This window comes from Brevibacterium sp. FAM 24630 (assembly GCF_049804075.1).
Lineage (GTDB): Bacteria > Actinomycetota > Actinomycetes > Actinomycetales > Brevibacteriaceae > Brevibacterium.
On record NZ_JBNBZD010000003.1, the window covers coordinates 81875 to 101505 of the forward strand.

Genomic DNA, 19631 nt, shown 5'->3' on the forward strand with positions numbered 1-19631 from the left:
TTCAAAGAACATCCATTGGTCTTTCAGAATTTTCACAGTATGCCGGGGGCACAGGAGAGTCAAAGCGGTGCAGCTCACATCGCACATGCGGCACCGTTCCGATCACGTCCCTGGGGCTTCGGCGGACAGTGGAGAAAGGGTGGTGGAGGCAAGGGCAGTCACGAGTATCGTCGCAGGTCACAGGCCCATACGTCGTTGGGGTGGGGCAAATTCCCGCCGAGGTGGCCCACCGTCACCGCGACCGCTGGAGAAGCGTTATACAAACGCAACGTCATCTGCCGTACGAAAGTGATCACCCGGCCGAGTGATCGACGGACCGAGGAGACGACGAAGGCCCGATCGACCGCGGAGATTTCGCGGTCGATCGGGCCCGTCCGGCCACCTCGGTGACGGAGATCCTGCGCGGAGGGCGCAGACCTCAGTCGGTCAGCCGATCACGTGTGCAGCTGATCAGTTGTGCACGCGGATGAGGTGCTCGTTGGTGAAGGCCTGGAACGCCCACTGAGCGTTCTCGCGGCCGTAGCCGGAGCGGTTGATGCCGCCGAACGGGTATTCGGGACCCGACTCCATGTGGGCGTTGATGAGCGTCATGCCAGCGTTGATCTTCTTGCCGAACTCCTGACCCTTCTCGAGGTCATCGGTCCACACCGAGGACATGAGACCGTACTCGGTGTCATTGGCCAGACGCAGAGCATCCTCTTCGTCCTTGGCCCGGTAGATCATCACGGCCGGTCCGAAGAGCTCATTGCAGCCGAGGTCCGACTTCGGGTCGATGTCGGTGATCACGGCCGGAGACATGAACCAGCCCGGACGGTCGAGCTTCTTCCCGCCGGTGAGCAGGGTCGCACCGTCGGCGACGGCCTTGTCGATCGTCTCGACGATCTCGTCGCGCGCGCCTTCGGAGGACACGGGGCCCATGCCGACTTCGGGGTCGTCGAAGTCGGAGATCTTCATTGCTTCGACGGCCTTGACAGCCTCTGCGACGAACTCGTCGTAGAGCTCATCGACGACGATCATGCGCTTGGGCGAGGTGCAGACCTGTCCGGCGTTCGCCAGGCGCAGCCCGACGAGCTTCTGCGCCACGGACGCCACGTCCTTCGAGTCGAGGACGACAGCCGGGTCATTGCCGCCGAGCTCGAGCACGGCGCGCTTGTAGTACTTCGCGGCGATCGCGGCCACGGAAGCACCGGCACCTTCGGAACCGGTGAGCGAGAAGCCCTTGACGCGGAAGTCCTTGAGGACCTCCTCGGCGTGGGAGGAGTCGAGGTAGATGTTCTGGTAGACACCCTTGGGCAGCCCCGCCTCGGTGAGGAGATCCTCGAAGTACTGCGAGGACTTCGGGCAGATCGAGGCCTGCTTCATGATGATCGAGTTGCCGACCATGAGGTTCGGCAGCACGAAGCGGGCGATCTGGTTGTACGGGAAGTTCCACGGCATGATGCCCAGGAGCACGCCCAGGGGCTGGTGCTCGACATAGCTGCTCGCCGCTCCTGCGGCGGCCAAGTGCGTGGTTGCCAGGTTCGTGGCGGCGTTGTCGGCCATCCAGCGGGCGGTGCGGGCGACCTTGTCGACTTCGCCGAGGCCCTGCTTCTTGACCTTGCCCATCTCGCGACCGATGATGTCGGTCATCTCATCGGCGTTCTCATCGACGAGATCGGCGAACTTGCGCAGGATCGCCGCGCGTTCGTAGAGCGGCGTCTCCTTCCAGGACAGGTGTGCCTCATGAGCACGATCGATGTAGTTGGGAATCTCTTCGACGGGTACGGAGGCGAACTCCTCCTCGACCTCGCCGGTGTTGGCATTGGTGACAGCGAACTTGCTCATGGAACGTCCTTTCACGGGTTGACGATCTGTGCCCTGTAACAAACTATCCTCTCGCGCCATTCCGCGACACTCGTGTCCATCTCTGAGACGAAGACGGCGCATGGAGGAAGTGACCGGAATCGGCGGATGATTCCTCCGCGCGGACGACCCCGAGGCCATGACGGACTGGTACCGAGATGTGCTCGGACTGGGCTTCTGTGAGCACGGACTGTGGCAGCAGACGATGCTCAACTTCCGCGTCGCAGACCTTAACTCGTTGATCGCACAGCTGCGCAACGCCGGTGCCGAGATGGCTGCACAGACCCGGCAGATGGACGGAATCGATCGCTTCGGCTGGGAGACCGACCCCGAACGGACTCGGATCGAACTCTGGGAGCCCGAAGCGAAGAGCTGAACTGCGAGTTAGCTGGGCGAGGAGAACCCGCCTCGCGGGGCGAGGACGGGTGAGCTGGGCTTGAGCGGGGACTAGAGCCCCGCCTCGGCGGGGGTGAGCTCCGGGCGATCGTCGATGAGACGTCTTTTGACTGCGAAGGACAGGACCGCAGCGATCACGCACATGGCTGCTCCGCCCCACCAGGCGTAGGTGTACTCACCGAAGGCATCACGGACGACTCCGGCGGCAAACGCTGCACCGGCGGCCCCGATCTGGTGGGCTGCGAAGACCCAGCCGAAGACGATGGTGCCGGACTCGCCGAAAATCTCTCGGCACAGGGTGGCCGTCGGCGGGACCGTCGCGACCCAGTCGAGGCCGTAGACGACGATGAAGAGCACCATGCTCGGGTGGATGGTGTCCGACAGCAGCCACGGCAGGATTAGCAGGCCGACTCCACGGAAGGTGTAGTAGGCGACGAGGAGGATCCTGGGATCGAACTTGTCGGTCAGCCAACCGGAGAACACAGTGCCGGCGATGTCGAAGATCCCGACGACGGCGAGCAGACCGGCCGCAGTCGATGCCGGCATCCCGTGGTCGTGGGCCGAGGGGATGAAGTGGATGCCGATAAGGCCGTTCGTCGTCGCTCCGCAGATTGCGAAGGCGATGGCGAGGGCCCAGAAAGACCGGTGACGAGCGGCGATGAATAGGCCCTCGAAGGCGCGGCGGGTGGCTCCGGTTTCGCTTCGCTTGGTGGGGACGGACGAGACGGATGTGTCAGTGGCAGCACCAGAGCGGTCGTCGTCCTCGATCGCTCCGTAGGGCAGGACTCCCAGGTCAGACGGGTGATCGCGAAGGACGAACCATACCAGCGGCACCGCAGCCAGCGCCGCGATGCCGATGAGCAGCGAGGCCGGCTGCCAGCCGATGGACTCGGCGATCGTGGCGACCGGGGGCAGGAAGATCAGCTGGCCCGTTGCCGATCCGGCCGTGAGGATGCCCATGACGAGCCCGCGACGGGCGAGAAACCAGCGATCGGCGATGGTCGCGGCGAAGACGAGGGCCATCGAACCGGTACCCAGGCCGATGAGCACTCCCCAGAAGATGAACAGCTGCCAGGACGCGGTCATGAGTACGCTGCCTCCGGCGCCGAGGGCGACGAACGTCAATGCTGCCGCCACAACCTGGCGGATGCCGAAGCGGTCCATGAGTGCTGCGGCGAAGGGGGCGGTGAGCCCGTAGAGCAGCAGATTGACGCTTACGGCTAGGGACATACTGCTCATCGACCACCCGAAGTCTGCGTGGAGTGGGACCATGAGCGCACCGGGGGCCGCACGGAATCCGGCGGCGGCGAGCAGAGCGATGAAGGCGACAGCCGCAACCAGCCACGCGGGATGGATGCGGCGACGGGCGTCGGACCTGGGCTGACGAGACTGGGCGGCGCCGGCGGGCTGGGTTTCGGGGGTGGTCGGCATCGGACCCTCGAACTTTCTTCGAAGAAGTTATACTGGAGGAAGTATAGACAGACTTCTCTGAAGAAAGGAAGCTGTGATGGCGCTCCGCTCGGACTGGTCCCAGGAACTCTGCCCGGTCAGGAGGTCGCTCGATGTGCTCGGAGACCCGTGGGTGCTGCTTATCGTCCGCGATGTCCTCCACGGACGCGGACGCTTCGATGAGCTGCGCGACAACCTCGGGATCTCCGAAGCTGTGCTCAGCCGACGGCTGCGGGCGATGCTCGATGCCGGACTGCTGACGAAGGTCGACTACGCCGACGGCGCGCGCATCCGGCAGGGCTACGCGGCCACCGAGGCCGCCGCCGACCTTCTGCCGATTCTCCAACAGCTGGCGCTCTGGGCTGAGAAGTACACGGAGCTCCCGGACGGCGGCGGACACATGGCACTCATCCACGAGACCTGCGGCAACGAGACCGTCCGGGGCGAAGTGTGCAGCGCCTGCGGTCGGGCCCTGCTTCCTGAGGACATGTCCTGGGACAAGCCGTGGAAGGATACGCGCGAGCGGTTGCTGCCTGCCGGCTCACTTGAGTGAGGGCCGGCGGGCTGCAGGCATGTCCGCTCAGCCCTCTCTGATCGTCATCTTCGCGATTCGGTCTCCGACCAGATCGAACGCGAAAGAGGATCGTCCGTTGGCGTGGGTCGACCGCCAGTCGCCGATCACGGTGACACGGTCGCCTGCAGTCGACACCTCCTCCGGTGTGAGGATGCCATCTGCGCCGATGAACTCCGTGTCGCTCCAGGTCTTGATGGCCTCGCGGCCGGTGAATTCCCGGCCCCAGTCATCGACGGTGCCCGCCGGGGCGAAGGCGTCGAGGAAACCGTTCTCATCGTGGGCATTGACGATGTCGATGAACCTGGCGACGGTATCCGGGATCTGCAGATTTTCCATGGTGAATCCTGTTCGAGTGAGGGATCTGTCTGTCGTATGGGTCTCCGTCTGTTGCGGAGGTCTTCGTCAGCGGGTGGTGTATCCGCCGTTGGCGAAGATGGTCTGACCGGTGATCCATCGGCCCTCGGTCGCGAGGAATCGCACGATCGGAGCGATGTCCTCGATCTGGGTGAGTCTATTGCTCAGACCCTGGGATTTGTGGAATTCGACGCGCTCCGGGGTCTCTTGCCCATAGAAGAACGGAGTGTCCATCGGCCCTGGGGCGATGGCGGTGACGGAGATTCCGCGCTCGCCGAATTCCTTCGCCGCAGCTCGAGTGAAGTGCTCGACGGGGCTCTTTCCGCCGGCATAGGTGGAGTATCCGTCGGTGAATGCGGCCAGGAGAGCGGTGACGATGGTGATGATCTGACCGTCGTCGTTGAGATGCCTGCCTGCCTCCTTGATGAAGAAGTAGGCCGCCTTGGAGTTGATGTCGAACATCGCATCGTACTCGTCCTCGCTCGTGTCGAGGATCGGCTTGCGCAGCACCTTGCCGGCGGTGTTGACGGCGATGTCGATTCTTCCCAGGGCGGCCTCGGCGTCATCGAAGAGTGCCGTAACGACCTCGGGGTGAGTGAGGTCGCCGCTGATCAGCGTTCCCCTGACCCCGTGGGTTTCGACTGCGGCCAGGGTGTCCTCGGCCTCGGGTCGAGACGAGTCCGAGTTGTAGTGGATGGCGACATTCGCCCCGGCCCCCGCGGCTTGTCGTGCGATGAGGCCACCGAGGTTTTTCCCTCCTCCGGCGATGAGGATGTTCTTGTTCGTCAGTGTAGTGGCGGTCATTCTCAACCTCGCTATATCGTTGATATACAGTGCTATATCGATAGTACACGATAATATAGCGATATGACAGAGATCCCGACCATCGATACACGAACCCGGCTGCTCAATGCAGCGGCCGATCTCATTGCCGCCTCTCCCGGAGAGGACTTCTCGCTGCGCGCAGTGTGCGATGCCGTCGGTGTCAAGATGCCGACTCTCTACCACTTCTTCGGCAGCAAACAAGGACTCATCGATGCTGTGATCGAGCGCGGGTTCGACATGTACCTGGGAGAGAAGATGGCGATGGAGTCGAGTGGGGATCCGATTCAAGATCTGCGCACGGGGTGGGATGCCCATGTCGAGTTCGGATTGCACAATCCCGGGTTCTACACGCTCATGTATGGCAAGGTCCGTCCAGGCTATGCACCGGCAGAGCAGTCGCGGGCGAGCGAGATCCTGGGCTCGTTGACAGCGGAGGCAGAGGCTCAGGGGCGTCTCGTCGTCGATTCGGAGCAGGCAGCTGCCCATATCCTCGCTGCCAATATCGGTGTGACCCTGCGCCTCATCATCGCGGCCGTTCCCGATCAACAGCTGTCGGCAGCGGTGCGTGACGGTGTGTTCGCCGCGATCACCGGGACCTCGCAGTCAGGGGCCGCGGATGTGAAGTTCGCCCACTCGGTCATCGAATACGCTGCCTCCCACGCCGAGGTGCTCGGATCTGCCGAGACTCAGCTGCTCATCCGTTGGCTACAGCGGCTCGGAGACCATGCGCAGGCAGGTCAGCGGGTCTGATCGGACATCTGACGTGGCGGACAGCGGGATGCAGAGCTCGCCGCCGACCGACTGTCGACTCGCCTGGGCCTGAGGACGCTGCGGTCCTTCGGTAAGACCCGGGTTTCGACCCTGATCGCCACGGCCACGATGATGAGGGCCGCCAGCGCGAGACCGATCGCTACGATGATCGGGGCCCTGAAGCCCAGACCTGCGGCGATGACCCACCCGCCCAGAGCCGGGCCGAGCGCGTTGCCGACATTGAACGCCGAGGTGTTCACGCTCGCGGCCAGGGTCGGTGCGTCGGTGGCGATCTGGAAGACACGGGTATTGAGTGCTCCGGCGATGGAGAACCCGCTGGCGCCGATGAGGACGATCATGATGATCGCGAGCACCCCGTTCTCCGCGCACAGCCACAGGGCGCCGAGGCTGATCGCCAGGGCTGCGAGGCTGCCGATGATATTGCCGAAGACGTTGCGGTCGGCCAGGCGACCGCCCACCACGACACCGACGAAGGCGCCGATGCCGAAGGCCGCGAGTACAGCGGGAACGAGTTCCGGTGAGAGTCCGGCCACGCGGGTGAGCAGCGGAGAGAAGTAGGAGAACGAGGCGAACACAGAGGCTTGGAACAGCGCAGTCGTACTCAGAGCCAGCCAGATGCGTGGTCCCTTGAAAGCGGCCAGCTCCGCCCGCAGGAGGGTGCGCAGACCCGGTTTCGCCTCAGCGGTGTGCGGTGCGTCGCCGCTCGGCTCAGCGTCTGTGTCGTGCGAATCAGTGTCCGGTCGGACGGTGGCGTCCGGTCGGATCGTGAACGTGATGAGAACCGCGGCCAGGGCAGTGACGAGGGCGACGGCCCAGAAGGTCGCGCGCCAGCCGAACTGCGTGCCGATCCAGGTGCCCATGGGCACGCCCACGAGGTTGGCCACGGTGAGTCCGCCGACCAGGTTGGCCAGAGCCCGACCCTGCACCGCGGCCGGTGAGATGCGTGTGGTGTGGACGGCCGCGACCGCCCAGAATCCGCCGCACGCGAAAGCCGAGAGGACTCGGGTCGCCATGAGCAGCCCGTAGTCCGGCGACAGTGCGGCCAGAATGTGGAGAGCGGCGAAGCCGACGATCGTGATGATCATCGTCGCCCGTCGCGGCAGGGTGAGGGTCAGCAGGGTCATGGCCGGCGCACCGACGATCATCCCCACGGCGAAGCCAGTGATGAGCAGGCCCGCCTGCGGAATGGACACGCCCAGGTCAGCGCTCAGGGGTTCGAGGATCCCGGCGATCATGAACTCGCTGGTGCCGAGGCAGAAGATGACGGCGGCCAGCAGGTAGACCTGAGCAGGGACACGAGGCCTGCGCTCGAGGGCCGGGGTGCTCGTGCTCATGCGGAGGGGATGCCTTTCGTCGATGTGCCCGAATCAGGAGTGTCCGAATCAGGAGTACCCGGACCGGGTGTACCCGGACGCGGGTCGGTGGTGTCGAGGGTGGCTCTGCCCGCCGGGGTGCACAGACCCGCGACAAAGGCGCGAACCTGGTCGAGGACTTCGCTTGCTGGCATGATGCGTGCGGCGATGCGCAGCCCGGCCAGGACGCTGAAGACGAGGCGGGCGTGGACTGCGGCATCGATGTCACCGAGGAGGTCCCCGGCCGACTGCCCGCGTGCGATGAGCGCGGCATAGGTGGCGATCCAGGCCTCGCGGTCGGCATCGAGGATCGTGCTCACAGCATCGACCTCGCGCCCGAGCTCGGCGGCGGTATTCGCCGACAGACACCCGATCTTCTTCTGATCCGCACATTGGATCGTCAGTTCCCCGCCGAGGCGCTCCATGAGCAGCACCGGGGCCGGTCGGTGCGAATCGAGCAGGGCTTCACGGATGGGGATGCCGCTGGACGTGTAGTCCTCCAGCGCGCGGAGGAAGACAGCGTCGAGGCTGTCGAAGGTGTTGTAGAAGCTCGACCGGCCGATGTTCGCCCGCTCGCAGACGAGGCCGACATCGGTTCCGACGTAGCCGTGTTCGCTGAAGACGGCGATGGCGGCGGTGATGACTGCCTGTTCGTCGAAGCTCTTCTTCCTGCCCACAGGCCGAGCCTAAAGTATTTTGGACAGATGTGTCCAATAAATCGGTCAGCTGCACCAGAGGAGCTGTTCGGGTCCGATGGATTGCGGGTCCGATGGATTGCTCGGACCGCGACAGAATCGTTCAGGCCCCGACGTCGCCGAGGTGGTGCCGGACTTCGTGGAGTCCGTAGAGCGTGAGTGAGGCGACGGTGAACTCGCGCCCGTCGGAGCGGAATCCCCGGCGGTCCCATTCGTCCCCGCGCACCTGGGACAGGCGGGCGGCGTAGGACTCGGCTGCCGTACGGAGGGCGGGGGCCACCTCGGCGGGGTTCTGATGCTCGTAATCGGAGGCGAGGGCGACCGCGTCCCCGTCGAAGTTGTCCAAGGTCGGATCGACCTCGGTGAGCATGAGCTCGGTGCGACGGTCGAAGACCTCGAAGATGTCGCGCATATGGGCGGCGTACTCGAGATCCGACCATCGGGCGGGGGTGCGCCGGACGGTGGCGTCATCCCTGGTCAGAACCGTCTGCCAGGTGGCGGCCGCCTCGGTGACGGTGGTGGGGGCCGTGGTCGGATCCTCACGCCCGGAGAAGCCGCAGTCGGGGCAGCCGCCGGTGAGGACGTCGGCCCAGTCACGGGTGTCGGGGGTGATCTCGCTCATTGTCCGTCCTTGCCGTCGTTCGAGCTGCTGCTAGTCTTCTTCTTGCCGCTGGTCTGCTTGCTGCTGGTCTGCTTGCTATTCGTCTGCTTACCGCTCGTCTGTTTGCCGCCGTTGAGGATCTCGGCGAGCACCGTCGCTTGGCTGATGTCATCGCGCTTCGCCGCGGTCAGGAGCGTGAGTGTGCCCTTCTTCGCCAGATCGCGGAGAGAATCGAGGGCCTCGGCGGCCTCGGCCTCGTCGAGTTCCTTCCGAAAGCGGCGCGCGAACTCATCGAACTTCTCGGGATCATGGGAATACCATTTGCGCAGTTCGGTCGAGGGCGCGACGTCTTTGATCCACTCGTCGAGTTCGGCCTTGTCCTTGCTCACTCCGCGCGGCCAGACCCGGTCGACGAGGACGCGTGTCCCGTCGGCCTTCTGCACTTCGTCGTAGATGCGTCGGACCCGGACTGTCGGTGTGCTGCTCTGAGCGGAGCCCTTCTTCTCGGACATCGACGGATGCTCCTTTCGCTCGCTTTCTTCGAGTCTACGACTCCCGTGCAATCGGTGCTCGGCCGGCCGCAGAGCCACGTCGTCGCCGGCTTTCATTGCATTTGGTACACCCGCACATAGGTTTCGTCCGCTCGTTCACACATTTGGGACTATTCATCAGTATGCGAACTGATGAATAGTCCCAAGTGTGTGAAAGCGGTGTAAGAATAGATCGAAACGACAGAACATCTTGGCAGAGTGGCCCACGCGAACCTGTGCCGACAGGGAACATCCGCCCGCTGAGGCTCAGTGCAGGACAAACACTCAGGATGAAATGATGACGAATCAGATGGCGGACCACCGACCCCAGCCTGCTGCAGGAGCAGAGATCGGGTCACTCATCGGCGGCGCCTTCGGCCTCGTCTTCCTCATCGTCAACAGCAGTCAGTTCTCGACCGTGGGCCGGATAGGCGTGCTCGTTGTGGGAATCGCCGTCTTCGCGGTCATCGTCTTCATTGCGATGCGCAGCCTGCGGCGCATGGGGCGCGGCCGGGCGCTCGCCGCAGATGCACAGACTCCCACCGCAGACACACGAGCGCCCGCCGCAGACGGCTCAGTCTCTGAAACCGCGACAGACAGCGCGGTGCGCGGAGCACACCCCTTCGGCCGCAGTTACTGGGTCATCGTGGCCATCGAGGCCCTCGCGCTCTTCGCAGGCACGCGCCTGCTCTCGGGAATCGGCCATCCCGAACTCGGCATCGCCTGGGTGGCGTTCGTCGTGGGCACGCACTTCTACGCGCTCGGCTCTGTGTTCAAGCTCGGGCGCTTCCACGTTCTCGCCACGGTCGTCACCGCCTGCGGGATCGCCGGATTCATCGTCTTCTTCGCCGGTGCTCTCGACTTCATCCCGGTCCTCAGCGGCATCATTCCCGGCTTCGTGCTGCTGTCCTTCGGCATCTGGGCGCTCGTGCCCGTCGACGACTGAAGCAGCGTGTCCGGTGCCCCGGGGTTCAGAGCCCGACCGCTTTGCCTGAGTTTTGATCGGGTGTTCAGCCTGCCGGGCTGTCCGCGGTGTTCAGCCTGCCGGCTGTCCGGGGTGTCGTCCCCGGTGACCACATCGCCGCCGGCTTTCATTGCAGTTGGTACACCCGCACATAGGTTTCGTCCGCCTTTTCACACATTTGGGACTATCCATCAGTACGCGAACTGATGAATAGTCCCAAATGTGGTTAGTGCGCGAGTGGCGGCGCAGACGGGGCCTGCCGGGGCGCGGCCTGACCACCTGAGCCCACCTGAGTGAGGGGCCAGGCACTACTCCTCTGCCGGGGCATTACTCCTCGGGGTCGGCGCCTCGGTTGAGGCGGCCGGGGCGTCACTCCTCGGGGTCGGCGGCGGGAGACGCGTCCTTCTTCAGGGGCTGCACGCGCGGGGGCGGGAACTCGGGAGCCTGGGCGGCGGGATGGGCTTCCAGGCCGGCGAACACCTCGGCGATGGCGCGATCGAGCTGCGGATCGTCGTCGGCGAAGAGCTGGCCGGGATCGTGCTCGACCTCGATATCGGGTTCGACGCCGTAGTTCTCCACGCCCCAGCCCTTGCCCTCGATCCAGAAGGCGTAGCGCGGCTGGGTCACTCCGGTGCCGTCGACGAGCTCGTAGCGCCCGTCGATGCCGACGACGCCGCCCCATGTGCGCACGCCGATGACCGGGCCGATGCCCTTGGCCTGCACGCGTGCGTTGATGATGTCACCGTCGGAGCCGGAGAACTCGTTGGCCAAGAACACCACGGGCCCGCGCGGTGCGTCCTCGGGGTCCCGGCCCATGACGTCGTAGCTGCGTGCCTGGTTCCATGCCACGACGCTGTCGGCGAAGCGTTCGGCCACGAGCGCACTCGTGTGCCCGCCCCGGTTGAACCGGACGTCGGTGATGACGCCTTCGCAGCCCATCGCCTGTCGCAGGTCGCGGTGCAGCTGCGCCCAGCCGTAGGAGGTCATATCGGGAATGTGGACGTAGCCGATGCGGCCCTGAGACTTCTCCGCCACGTACTCCCTCCGAGAGCGCACCCAGTCCTGATAGCGCAGGACCTCCTCACCGGCCAAGGGGATGACGGCGACGGTGCGGTCCTTGCGGCGGCCGCGGCGCAGAGTGAGCTCGACGATCGTGTCCGCGGCCCCCTGCAGATGTGCGGCGGGCCCGGCCGCCTCGTCGACGGGCTGACCGTTGACAGCGACGATGACATCGCCGGGCTGCGCGCCGACTCCGGCCTGCCGCAGCGGCGACCTTGCCTCCGGCTCACTGCTCTCACCGGGGAGGATGCGAGTGATCGTCCACCCTTCGGCGGTCTTCTCCAGATCCGCGCCGAGGAAGCCGAGCTTCTTCGACTCATCGCCCAGCCCATTCGGCCCGGAGACATAGGCGTGCGAGGTGTTGAGCTCGCCCACGGTCTCCCACAGGATGTCGACGAGGTCGTCGTGGGTGAGCGCCTTCGCCGCGACGGCACGCCAGCGCAGGGTCACGGACTCCCAGTTCACCCCGTTCATATCCTCACGCCAGTAGTGGTCGCGCATGATCCGCGCGTTCTCTTCGAACATCTGCAGCCACTCGGCGCGCCGGTCGAGTTCGAACCGCAGCCGGGTCACGTCGACGGAGACGTTCTCGTCATCGTCGGCCTCGACCTTCCGAGTCGCCGGAAGCACGCTGATCTCGCCCTCGGAGCGGACGACGATGAGCTTGCCGTCACCGGAGACCTCGTAGTCATCGGCCTTGTCCACGACGGTGGTGACCTTGCGCTTGGCGAAGTCGAAGTGCTGGACCACCTCGGCGGGCTTGTCATCGGCGGCGCCGGCTCGCTGGGAGCCGAGCTCACCGCCCTCGGCATCGCCCTTGCGCATCCACAGCACACCGCCGTCGGCGGCCTCGAGGTCGCGGAACACTCCCGAGGCGACGGGGAACGGCAGGATCCGCTCCTCGGCGCCGTCGAGTTCGACCTCGGCGGTGGCTGCCGGCTTCTCCGCCTTGGCGCGCTCGGGCTTGGACTCCTCGGTCTCGCTGACCGCCCAGCCGCCGGCGCTCGGCCCGAACGGGGCCGGCTCCTCGGCGGTCAGCGGCAGCAGCCAGGGGCGGGTGACGCCGTTGAAGGACAGGTCGAAGGAATGCTGGTTGTACGAGGGGTCGAAGGTGCGGTCGGAGAGGAAGGCGACGAACTTCCCGTCACCGGTGAACGTCGGCGAGAAGTCGTTGAACTTGCCTGTCGTCAGCGGCTGCGCGGGCCGGTCGGACTTCACCTCGACGATCATCAGCTGCGCGAGCAGCTCCTCGCCCTGCGTCGGCTGCGACCACACGAGGTACTTCCCGTCGGGGGAGAACCGCGGGCTGCGTGCCTCACCGTGTCCGGAATGTCCAACCAGTCGGGTGCGCCCGTTGCCGACCTCGATCAGCCGGATCGACCCGTCGTGGGAGATCGTCGCGAGCATCTTCCCCGCCGGATCCGTCCGCAGGTGAAGGACCCGCCCCAGGGCTCCGGCCCCGATCCGCCGAGGCGGCTTCTCCCCGGTCAGGGACGCGACCTCGATCGCGTCCTCCCCTTCGACATCGGTGATGTACGCGGCCTGACCGGTCGTGCCGAGGACGAGGGGTTCGCGGGTGCGGATCGAGGAATCCGCGCACAGCGCCCGCGCCGGGCCCTCCCGATGAGCCAGCCAGAACGTCTTCCCCCGCCACTCGAGCACCGAAGCATTGCCCTGTTGATCAGGGCTGATGCTGTTGATCCCGGTCTTCGGGTCGAGACTGAGCGGCTGCACCTGGGTGCCCGGCAGGGTCACGGACAGTGTGCGCACCTGCGCGTCGAGGCTGTCGAGGATCTTGATCTCACCGCGGCTGTGCCACACGATGCGGGTGCCATCGGTCGTGGCATCGCGGACATAGCCCTCGGCCTCCCCCTGATCGGTGAGCTGGCGGGGTTCGATCGACGCATCGCCCGAGCCGGTGCCGGCACCGGAGCCGGATCCGCTCGCCGAGGCGGCCGTGGCCAAGCCGTCGATGATCCACAGGTTCGCCTGCTCCTGGGCATGATGAGGGAACGTCGCGGCGCGATCCGAGGTGAAGACGAGGGAATCGCCGACCCACAGCGGGTCGGTCAGCGAGGCCTCATCCTCGCGCAGCAGCCGCTGCCACCGGGCACCCGAGCCATCGGGGATGCCCGAGGCGTTCGTGCCGCCGACTCGGTCGAGCCACAGCCTCGGCGCGGTGCCGCCTCGATAGCGCTTCCAGTGCGCGGGCGGACGGGAGAACGGCGTCGACAGAGCGGTGACTCCCGAATGGTGGCGGGCCAGTCCGGAGGCGCGACCGAACTCGAGGCGTTCGACACCGCCGTCGAGGCCCACGGCCTTCACCACATGGTTGCGGACCTCGAACTCTCCGGCGTTTGCGGCGACGAGGACATGGGCGCTGTCATGCCACCCGAGCATCGTCATGGTCGTCGAACCGAGCCAGGTGAGCCGGCGCAGAGCCCCGGTGTCCACCTCGGCGACCATGAGCTCGGGCTGACCCGTCCGGAAGGACACGAATGCGACGTGCGCACCGTCGGGGGAGATCCGCGGCGATCGCACGGGCACACGGTCAGAGGTCAGCCGCCAGGCGCGACCGCCGGCGGATTCCACGAGCCAGACATCGTCGTCGGCGGTGAAGGTGATGAGATCGGCATGGACATGGGGATAGCGAAGATAAGTCACGTGACCCACATTACAAGCTCCGATGCCGGGCGGCGCAGGCCCGGAACCGATGCTCAGGCAACTTGCACGCGGCAATAGAATGGGCTCATGCCATCTCTGACTTCTGTGCTCTCGGACCGTTTCGCCGCCGCCCTCGCCCATGCCTTCGGCGAGGACTTCGCACGACGCGACCCGGTGATCAGGAGCAGCCAGTTCGCGGACTTCCAGGCCAATGTGGCCCTGCCCCTGGCCAAGAAGCTGAAGTCGAAGCCGCGTGACATCGCCGCGCAGATCGTCGAGCACCTCGACCTCGCCAACATCTGCCTGCCCCCGGAGATCTCCGGCCCCGGTTTCATCAACCTCACGTTCACGCCCGAGTTCCTCGCCGACACCCTTGCCGCCGGATCAGCGGCAGAGGCCGCGGTCAACACGGACCCGAAGACGATCGCCATCGACTACTCGGCACCGAATGTGGCCAAGGAGATGCACGTCGGGCACCTGCGCACCACCGTCGTCGGCGACGCCTTGGCCCGCACCCACGAATTCCTCGGCAACAGAGTCATCCGCCAGAACCACATCGGCGACTGGGGCACCCCGTTCGGCATGCTCATCGAGCACCTCCTCGACGTCGGCGTCGACTCCGAAGCCGCCGCCGAGGTGTCGGAGAATCCGAACGCCTTCTACCAGGCGGCGCGGGCGAAATTCGACTCGGATGAGGCCTTCGCCACCCGCTCCCGCGCCCGCGTCGTCAAGCTCCAGGGCGGCGACGAAGACACCCTCGGACTGTGGACGAGACTCGTCGGATACTCCCGCGACTACTTCAACCGCATCTACTCCCTCCTCGACGTCACGCTCACCGACGACGACCTCGCCGGCGAGTCCACCTACAACGACGTCCTGGCCGAGGTCTGCGACGAACTCGAGTCCAAAGGCCTGGCCCGCATCTCCGACGGGGCCCTGTGCGTGTTCCCCGCAGGCTTCACCGGACGGGACGGCGAACCCCTGCCGCTCATCATCCGCAAGTCCGACGGCGGCTACGGCTACGCCACGACCGACCTCGCGGCCGTGCGCAACCGCGCGATGAACCTCGGCGTCGACCGTGCCCTCTACGTCGTCGGCACCCCGCAGGCCATGCACTTCGAGATGATCTTCACCGTCGCCCGCGAAGCCGGGTGGCTGCCCGAGACCTTCGAAGCCGAACATGTGAAGATCGGCAATGTGCTCGGCTCCGACGGCAAGATCCTGCGCACCCGCTCCGGTGCCCCGCTGCGTTTGGGAGAACTCCTCGAAGAGGCCGTGGCCCGGGCGAAGACGACCCTGGCCGATTCGAACGTCGACTTCAGCGCCGAGGAGGCCGAAGAGGTCGCACGCATCGTCGGCATCGGTGCGGTGAAGTACGCCGATCTCTCCGTCGCCCACGACACCTCGTACACCTTCGACCTCGACCGGATGCTCGCGCCCATCGGCAACACCGCCCCGTACCTGCAGTACGCAGGCGCCCGCATCCGCTCCATCGGACGCAAGGCCGAAGCCGAGGGAGTCGAGACGGCCCGCGTCGAGAACGCGGCGATCAGCCTCGATGAGCCGGCCGAACGTGAGCTGGCGCTGATCCTCCTCGGCTTCGCCGATGTCCTCGCCGAGGCGGCGGCCGGCTCCGCGCCGCACCGTCTGTGCACCTACCTGTTCGACCTCGCTCAGGGCTTCACCTCGTTCTACGAGCAGTGCCCGGTGCTCATCGCCGAGACCGAGGAGCTGCGGGACTCCCGTCTGCGCCTGTCGACGATCGTGCTCGAGGTCCTCGAAGCCGGTCTCGGAGTGCTCGGCATCCGCGTCCCCAAGCGCATGTGAGCTCCGCTCCCCGATCCTCCGCAAAGAGGATGCTGCCCTGGATCGTCCTGGGCATCATCATCCTGGCGCTCAATCTGCGCACCCCGATCATCGCGCCGACCGCGATCCTGCCCGCGATCCAGGAGGGCACGGGATTCAGCGCGGCCGGGCTCGGTCTGCTCACCGGACTGCCGGTCCTCCTGTTCGCGCTCGCCACCCCGCTGGCGGGGAAGCTCATCACCCGCCTCGGCGCCGAAACCACAGTCCTCGCCTGCCTGACCGGGGTGCTGGTAGGCACGGTGCTGCGGTCGGTCGGTCCGTCCTGGCTCGTGCTTACGGGCACGGGCATCATCGGTGTGGCGATCACCCTGGGCAATATCGTCGTGCCCGTCATCATCCGCCGTGAGGTTCCGTGGGATCAGGTGTCGATGGTCACCGGCCTGTATTCGGCGATGATGAACATCGGTTCGATGGCCACACTCATCGGCACCGGGCCCATGGCCGCGGCCTTCGGCTGGCGTTGGGCCCTGGCCGCGTGGGCGCTGCTCGCGTTCATCGGCCTCGGCTTCTGGATGGTCCTCATCCGTGTGAGGATCCGCCGGGGCAGGGAAGCGGCGCGGGCCGCCGAAGCCGCCGCCGTCGGCACCGAGACGGACCCCACCGCCGAGGCGGCCGCCCCCGCATCGAAGCAGAAGTGGAGCCAGGCGCCCGCCGCCTTCCGCGGCATCATCGCTCTGCTCATCATCACCTTCTCCGGCCAGTCCATCGCCTACTACACGACGACGACGTGGCTGCCGAGCTATCTGGCCGACACCATCGGCTTGGCCCCGGCCACGGCCGGCAGCACGGCCTCTCTGTTCCAGATCGCGGCGATCCTCGGTGCCTTCGGCGTCCCGCTGCTCGCCGCGAAGTCGCAGCCCTGGATGCCCGTGGCGATCGTCGCCGGCCTCTGGCTGTCCCTGCCCGTGGGCCTGCTGCTGGCACCGGGAGCCTATGGTCTGTGGGCGATCACCGGCGGCATCGCCCAAGGCGGCGGCTTCACCGCGATCTTCTCGATCATCGCCCGCACCGCCGGCAGCGATGCACAGACCGCTTCGGCTTCGGCCAGGGTGCAGGGCGGCGGCTACCTCGCCGCGACCCTGGCTCCGCCCTTCGCCGGCTGGCTCAACACGGCGACCGGCGGATGGACGGCTCCGCTGCTGCTCGTCCTCGCCGCCACTCTGGCCTTCACGATCACGGGACTCTTGGCCGCCCACCGTGCCGGAGGGTTCCCCCGCGGCGGTCCGGCCGGACGCGAAGTCCTCGACGCCGACGACTAGGACCTGCCGAGCAGCAGCCTGGCGGGGAGATTCCGGGCACAGATGCGCCGAGGCGGCCCACCGGATGGGTGGGCCGCCTCGGCGATTTCAGGCGAACCGATCGGTTCGCTTCACACACTCGACGCCGACGGAATCAGCGCCGCGTGGTCGGTCTCAGTGCTTGGCGTCAGAATCCTCGCCGGCCTGCGCCTCGGCGGGCTTGACGACCGGCTTCGGAGCCGGAACCTCGTCCTCGCCCTGCGCCTTCGTCGAGGGCACCGAGGTCTGAGAGACCTGGGTGGTCGCGCCCTGACGCGAAGCCGGGGTCGACCCGACCGGGCGAGCATCGGCGGGACGGTTGTTCGGCAGCGGGGTCGACCATGGGTCTTCGACCGGCTGCGCCTTCTTCCACACGTAGTAGCCGATTCCGGCGGCCGAACCGATGACGAGGGTCCAGACGAGTGCGGCCTTGCCGCCGCCGGACTTGCGAGCGGTGTCCTTCTCGATGCGCTTCCCGGCGCCGGCGAGAGCCTTGCGGGCCTTCTTCATGGCCTTCTTGTCGCCGGTGAGGCGGACGGCCAGGTCATCGATGAGCTTCGGGGTCTCGACGCCGGCCAGGGAGTTCGCGGCGTTCGAGGCGAACTTGCCGGCGCGCTCGGTTGCTTCGGGACGGTAGGCCTCGAGCTTGTCGGCCCAGGAGTGAACCTGATCGTTGGCCTTGTCGGCCAGAGCCTCGACCTGCGGGCGCGCCTTTTCGGCGAACTCCTCTGCCCGGCCGGCCAGAGCCTCGACCTGGGGACGAGCCTTGTCAGCGGCCTCACGCAGCTTCGGGGCCGCGTTCTCGCTGGCATCTGCCAGGACTCGGAGTGACGTCTGCTTCGCGGAATCGAGCTTCGAACTGAGCTGATCTCGAGTGGGCTTCTTCGACATATACGTTCCCAATCCTTCGATGTCGGTGGTCAAGTGATCAGTGCCAGTCTACGGCCTACGGGAAGACCTGTGGACAGCGGATGTCCTCGAATTGTCTGCAGAGAGCCTGACAGACTCGGCAATGGAGCCGGTGCGAAACTGCATTCACCGCCGCGGCGTGGAAGAATGAGCACATGACTACAGTCGCAACGCATACAGCAGTCCTGCACACCAACCACGGTGACATCACCATCAACCTCTTCGGAAACCACGCCCCGAAGACCGTGGCCAACTTCGTCGAGCTGGCCCAGGGTGAGCGTGAGTTCACGGATCCCTCGACCGGTGAGCCGACCAAGCGTCCCTTCTTCGACGGACTCGGCTTCCACCGCATCATCTCGAACTTCATGATCCAGGGCGGCTGCCCGCTGGGCACCGGCACCGGCGGCCCCGGCTACACCTTCGACGACGAGATCCACCCGGAGCTCCAGTTCGATCGCAAGTACCTGCTGGCCATGGCGAATGCCGGCAAGCAGATGGGACGCGGCACCAACGGTTCGCAGTTCTTCATCACCACCGCCGAGACCCCGTGGCTCAACGGCAAGCACACCATCTTCGGTGAGGTCGCCGACGCAGCCGGTCAGAAGGTCGTCGACGAGATCGAGGGCGTGCCCACCGCTGCGATGGACAAGCCGGTCGAACCGGTCGTCATCGAGAAGGTCGACATCACCGAGAAGTGAGACGGGTCCTCCATGGACTGCAGGCCCTTCAGACACTGACGGGCCACTGAGTACGATGGTGTGATGGACACACCTGACGAGGGCTCGGCACGGGACACCGGCCGGGCCCTCTCTGCATCCCCTCCGATGGTCACCCGCACAATCCTCATCGTCACCGCGGTGGCCTTCCTCGCCGAACTCATCCCCGCCCTCGACCTGGTTCACCGCTTGGGCTTCGTGCCGGCGCTCACACTCGAACAGCCGTGGCGGATCCTCACGGTCGCCCTCGTCCACGAGGAGCCGAACCCGTTCCACCTGCTCGCGAACATGATCGGACTGTTCTTCTTCGGGTCGTTCGTCGAGAGGGCTCTGGGGCGTGTGAAGTTCCTTCTCATCTACCTCCTCGGCACCGTGGGCGGTTCGGCGATGGTGCTCGTCCTCGCCGACCCCTTCAGCCGCGACTGGGTGACTCACCACATCGGCGCCTCGGGAGCGGTGTTCGCGATCATCGGCGTCCTCCTCGTGCCCAGCCGTTGCCTCGACCGCAACATCGTCGGAGTGGTGGCGTTCGTGGCCCTGAACTTCGGGTACGGCTTCCTCGTCGAGGGAGTGTCCTGGCAGGCCCACCTCGGCGGGTTGCTCACGGGCTTCGTCCTCGGCTGCGCGGGACTGCTCGGTCCGCAGTGGAGCCGCAGCCTCGTCTTCTCCCTGACCGCGCTCGCGCTGATGGTGCTCATGGCGGCGGGCGGGGCCTGGAGGATGTTCGGTCTGGGGCTGTGACGAGGCGGAGGATCCGGCACCAGGTCCCGGGCGCGGAACCGACGAA

18 protein-coding genes are annotated in these 19631 nt (G+C 66.1%); 8 read left to right on the plus strand and 10 right to left on the minus strand.

The window, feature by feature from the left end; all coding sequences use genetic code 11:
* Nucleotides 1–450: 450 nt before the first annotated feature.
* Entirely contained in the window at nucleotides 451–1824 is a 1374-nt protein-coding gene (locus ACPUD7_RS03270) for an NAD-dependent succinate-semialdehyde dehydrogenase (RefSeq protein WP_425119103.1), read from the minus strand.
* Nucleotides 1825–1981: 157 nt separating this feature from the next.
* Here ACPUD7_RS03270 and ACPUD7_RS03275 point away from each other — a divergent pair, with 157 nt between their 5' ends.
* Complete coding sequence (locus tag ACPUD7_RS03275) at nucleotides 1982–2218, plus strand: VOC family protein (RefSeq protein ID WP_425119104.1); 237 nt, start codon at nucleotides 1982–1984, stop codon at nucleotides 2216–2218.
* A 71-nt stretch (nucleotides 2219–2289) separates the two neighbouring features.
* On the opposite strand, the gene ACPUD7_RS03280 is transcribed toward ACPUD7_RS03275, so the two are convergent.
* Nucleotides 2290–3669, minus strand: a complete 1380-nt coding sequence (locus ACPUD7_RS03280; RefSeq protein ID WP_425119105.1) for an MFS transporter — start codon at nucleotides 3667–3669, stop codon at nucleotides 2290–2292.
* Nucleotides 3670–3745: 76 nt separating this feature from the next.
* Here ACPUD7_RS03280 and ACPUD7_RS03285 point away from each other — a divergent pair, with 76 nt between their 5' ends.
* Nucleotides 3746–4240: a winged helix-turn-helix transcriptional regulator gene (locus tag ACPUD7_RS03285; protein WP_425119106.1), complete on the plus strand. Its 495-nt coding sequence runs from the start codon at nucleotides 3746–3748 to the stop codon at nucleotides 4238–4240.
* 27 nt (nucleotides 4241–4267) lie between these two features.
* On the opposite strand, the gene ACPUD7_RS03290 is transcribed toward ACPUD7_RS03285, so the two are convergent.
* Both ACPUD7_RS03290 and ACPUD7_RS03295 read right to left on the minus strand, forming a co-directional pair.
* The gene (locus ACPUD7_RS03290) at nucleotides 4268–4597 is read right to left on the minus strand and encodes a nuclear transport factor 2 family protein (RefSeq protein WP_425119108.1); all 330 of its coding nucleotides are present in this window, start codon (nucleotides 4595–4597) and stop codon (nucleotides 4268–4270) included.
* Nucleotides 4598–4663: 66 nt separating this feature from the next.
* Nucleotides 4664–5419, minus strand: a complete 756-nt coding sequence (locus tag ACPUD7_RS03295; RefSeq protein ID WP_425119109.1) for an SDR family oxidoreductase — start codon at nucleotides 5417–5419, stop codon at nucleotides 4664–4666.
* 63 nt (nucleotides 5420–5482) lie between these two features.
* Here ACPUD7_RS03295 and ACPUD7_RS03300 point away from each other — a divergent pair, with 63 nt between their 5' ends.
* Complete coding sequence (locus ACPUD7_RS03300; RefSeq protein ID WP_425119110.1) at nucleotides 5483–6190, plus strand: TetR/AcrR family transcriptional regulator; 708 nt, start codon at nucleotides 5483–5485, stop codon at nucleotides 6188–6190.
* Here the strand turns inward: ACPUD7_RS03300 and ACPUD7_RS03305 are convergent.
* From ACPUD7_RS03305 to ACPUD7_RS03320, 4 genes are all read right to left on the minus strand, one after another.
* Nucleotides 6178–7545 carry a Cmx/CmrA family chloramphenicol efflux MFS transporter gene (locus ACPUD7_RS03305; RefSeq protein ID WP_425119111.1) on the minus strand — a complete coding sequence of 456 codons (1368 nt, stop codon included), beginning with the start codon at nucleotides 7543–7545 and terminating at the stop codon, nucleotides 6178–6180. The two genes, ACPUD7_RS03300 and ACPUD7_RS03305, sit on opposite strands and share 13 nt — an antisense overlap.
* The gene (locus ACPUD7_RS03310; RefSeq protein ID WP_425119113.1) at nucleotides 7542–8240 is read right to left on the minus strand and encodes a TetR/AcrR family transcriptional regulator; all 699 of its coding nucleotides are present in this window, start codon (nucleotides 8238–8240) and stop codon (nucleotides 7542–7544) included. The genes ACPUD7_RS03305 and ACPUD7_RS03310 overlap by 4 nt, the downstream gene beginning before the upstream one ends.
* Before the next feature lie 121 nt (nucleotides 8241–8361).
* Nucleotides 8362–8880, minus strand: coding sequence for a DinB family protein (locus tag ACPUD7_RS03315; RefSeq protein ID WP_425119114.1), 519 nt, complete (start codon nucleotides 8878–8880; stop codon nucleotides 8362–8364).
* On the minus strand, nucleotides 8877–9371 hold the full coding sequence (locus tag ACPUD7_RS03320; RefSeq protein WP_425119115.1) for a DUF488 domain-containing protein: 495 nt from the start codon (nucleotides 9369–9371) through the stop codon (nucleotides 8877–8879). The genes ACPUD7_RS03315 and ACPUD7_RS03320 overlap by 4 nt, the downstream gene beginning before the upstream one ends.
* A 316-nt stretch (nucleotides 9372–9687) precedes the next feature.
* Here ACPUD7_RS03320 and ACPUD7_RS03325 point away from each other — a divergent pair, with 316 nt between their 5' ends.
* Entirely contained in the window at nucleotides 9688–10335 is a 648-nt protein-coding gene (locus tag ACPUD7_RS03325; protein WP_425119116.1) for a hypothetical protein, read from the plus strand.
* Between the two features lie 387 nt (nucleotides 10336–10722).
* Here the strand turns inward: ACPUD7_RS03325 and ACPUD7_RS03330 are convergent, their stop codons facing one another.
* The gene (locus ACPUD7_RS03330; protein ID WP_425119117.1) at nucleotides 10723–14076 is read right to left on the minus strand and encodes a S41 family peptidase; all 3354 of its coding nucleotides are present in this window, start codon (nucleotides 14074–14076) and stop codon (nucleotides 10723–10725) included.
* 87 nt (nucleotides 14077–14163) lie between these two features.
* On the opposite strand from ACPUD7_RS03330, the gene argS reads away from it, so the two are divergent.
* A complete protein-coding gene (argS, locus tag ACPUD7_RS03335; RefSeq protein ID WP_425119118.1) occupies nucleotides 14164–15903 on the plus strand; it encodes an arginine--tRNA ligase in 1740 nt (579 codons plus the stop codon).
* A 29-nt stretch (nucleotides 15904–15932) separates the two neighbouring features.
* The gene (locus ACPUD7_RS03340; RefSeq protein WP_425119120.1) at nucleotides 15933–17201 is read left to right on the plus strand and encodes a CynX/NimT family MFS transporter; all 1269 of its coding nucleotides are present in this window, start codon (nucleotides 15933–15935) and stop codon (nucleotides 17199–17201) included.
* Between the two features lie 153 nt (nucleotides 17202–17354).
* Here ACPUD7_RS03340 and ACPUD7_RS03345 read toward each other — a convergent pair whose 3' ends face one another.
* Nucleotides 17355–18110: a hypothetical protein gene (locus ACPUD7_RS03345; protein WP_425119121.1), complete on the minus strand. Its 756-nt coding sequence runs from the start codon at nucleotides 18108–18110 to the stop codon at nucleotides 17355–17357.
* 173 nt (nucleotides 18111–18283) lie between these two features.
* Between ACPUD7_RS03345 and ACPUD7_RS03350 the strand changes: the two genes are divergently transcribed.
* Both ACPUD7_RS03350 and ACPUD7_RS03355 read left to right on the plus strand, forming a co-directional pair.
* Nucleotides 18284–18826: a peptidylprolyl isomerase gene (locus tag ACPUD7_RS03350; RefSeq protein WP_425119122.1), complete on the plus strand. Its 543-nt coding sequence runs from the start codon at nucleotides 18284–18286 to the stop codon at nucleotides 18824–18826.
* Nucleotides 18827–18889: 63 nt separating this feature from the next.
* Nucleotides 18890–19585 carry a rhomboid family intramembrane serine protease gene (locus tag ACPUD7_RS03355; protein ID WP_425119124.1) on the plus strand — a complete coding sequence of 232 codons (696 nt, stop codon included), beginning with the start codon at nucleotides 18890–18892 and terminating at the stop codon, nucleotides 19583–19585.
* Nucleotides 19586–19631: the final 46 nt, after the last annotated feature.

Bases quoted from the DNA above. Each gene is read 5' to 3' on its own strand.
- ACPUD7_RS03325 (WP_425119116.1), top strand. From the start codon at position 9,688: ATGACGAATCAGATGGCGGACCACCGACCCCAGCCTGCTGCAGGAGCA.
- ACPUD7_RS03340 (WP_425119120.1), top strand. From the start codon at position 15,933: ATGCTGCCCTGGATCGTCCTGGGCATCATCATCCTGGCGCTCAATCTG.
- ACPUD7_RS03305 (WP_425119111.1), bottom strand. From the start codon at position 7,545: ATGAGCACGAGCACCCCGGCCCTCGAGCGCAGGCCTCGTGTCCCTGCT.
- ACPUD7_RS03270 (WP_425119103.1), bottom strand. From the start codon at position 1,824: ATGAGCAAGTTCGCTGTCACCAATGCCAACACCGGCGAGGTCGAGGAG.
- ACPUD7_RS03295 (WP_425119109.1), bottom strand. From the start codon at position 5,419: ATGACCGCCACTACACTGACGAACAAGAACATCCTCATCGCCGGAGGA.
- ACPUD7_RS03320 (WP_425119115.1), bottom strand. From the start codon at position 9,371: ATGTCCGAGAAGAAGGGCTCCGCTCAGAGCAGCACACCGACAGTCCGG.
- ACPUD7_RS03300 (WP_425119110.1), top strand. From the start codon at position 5,483: ATGACAGAGATCCCGACCATCGATACACGAACCCGGCTGCTCAATGCA.
- ACPUD7_RS03355 (WP_425119124.1), top strand. From the start codon at position 18,890: ATGGACACACCTGACGAGGGCTCGGCACGGGACACCGGCCGGGCCCTC.
- ACPUD7_RS03280 (WP_425119105.1), bottom strand. From the start codon at position 3,669: ATGCCGACCACCCCCGAAACCCAGCCCGCCGGCGCCGCCCAGTCTCGT.
- ACPUD7_RS03345 (WP_425119121.1), bottom strand. From the start codon at position 18,110: ATGTCGAAGAAGCCCACTCGAGATCAGCTCAGTTCGAAGCTCGATTCC.
- ACPUD7_RS03350 (WP_425119122.1), top strand. From the start codon at position 18,284: ATGACTACAGTCGCAACGCATACAGCAGTCCTGCACACCAACCACGGT.
- argS (WP_425119118.1), top strand. From the start codon at position 14,164: ATGCCATCTCTGACTTCTGTGCTCTCGGACCGTTTCGCCGCCGCCCTC.
- ACPUD7_RS03285 (WP_425119106.1), top strand. From the start codon at position 3,746: ATGGCGCTCCGCTCGGACTGGTCCCAGGAACTCTGCCCGGTCAGGAGG.
- ACPUD7_RS03290 (WP_425119108.1), bottom strand. From the start codon at position 4,597: ATGGAAAATCTGCAGATCCCGGATACCGTCGCCAGGTTCATCGACATC.
- ACPUD7_RS03315 (WP_425119114.1), bottom strand. From the start codon at position 8,880: ATGAGCGAGATCACCCCCGACACCCGTGACTGGGCCGACGTCCTCACC.
- ACPUD7_RS03275 (WP_425119104.1), top strand. From the start codon at position 1,982: ATGACGGACTGGTACCGAGATGTGCTCGGACTGGGCTTCTGTGAGCAC.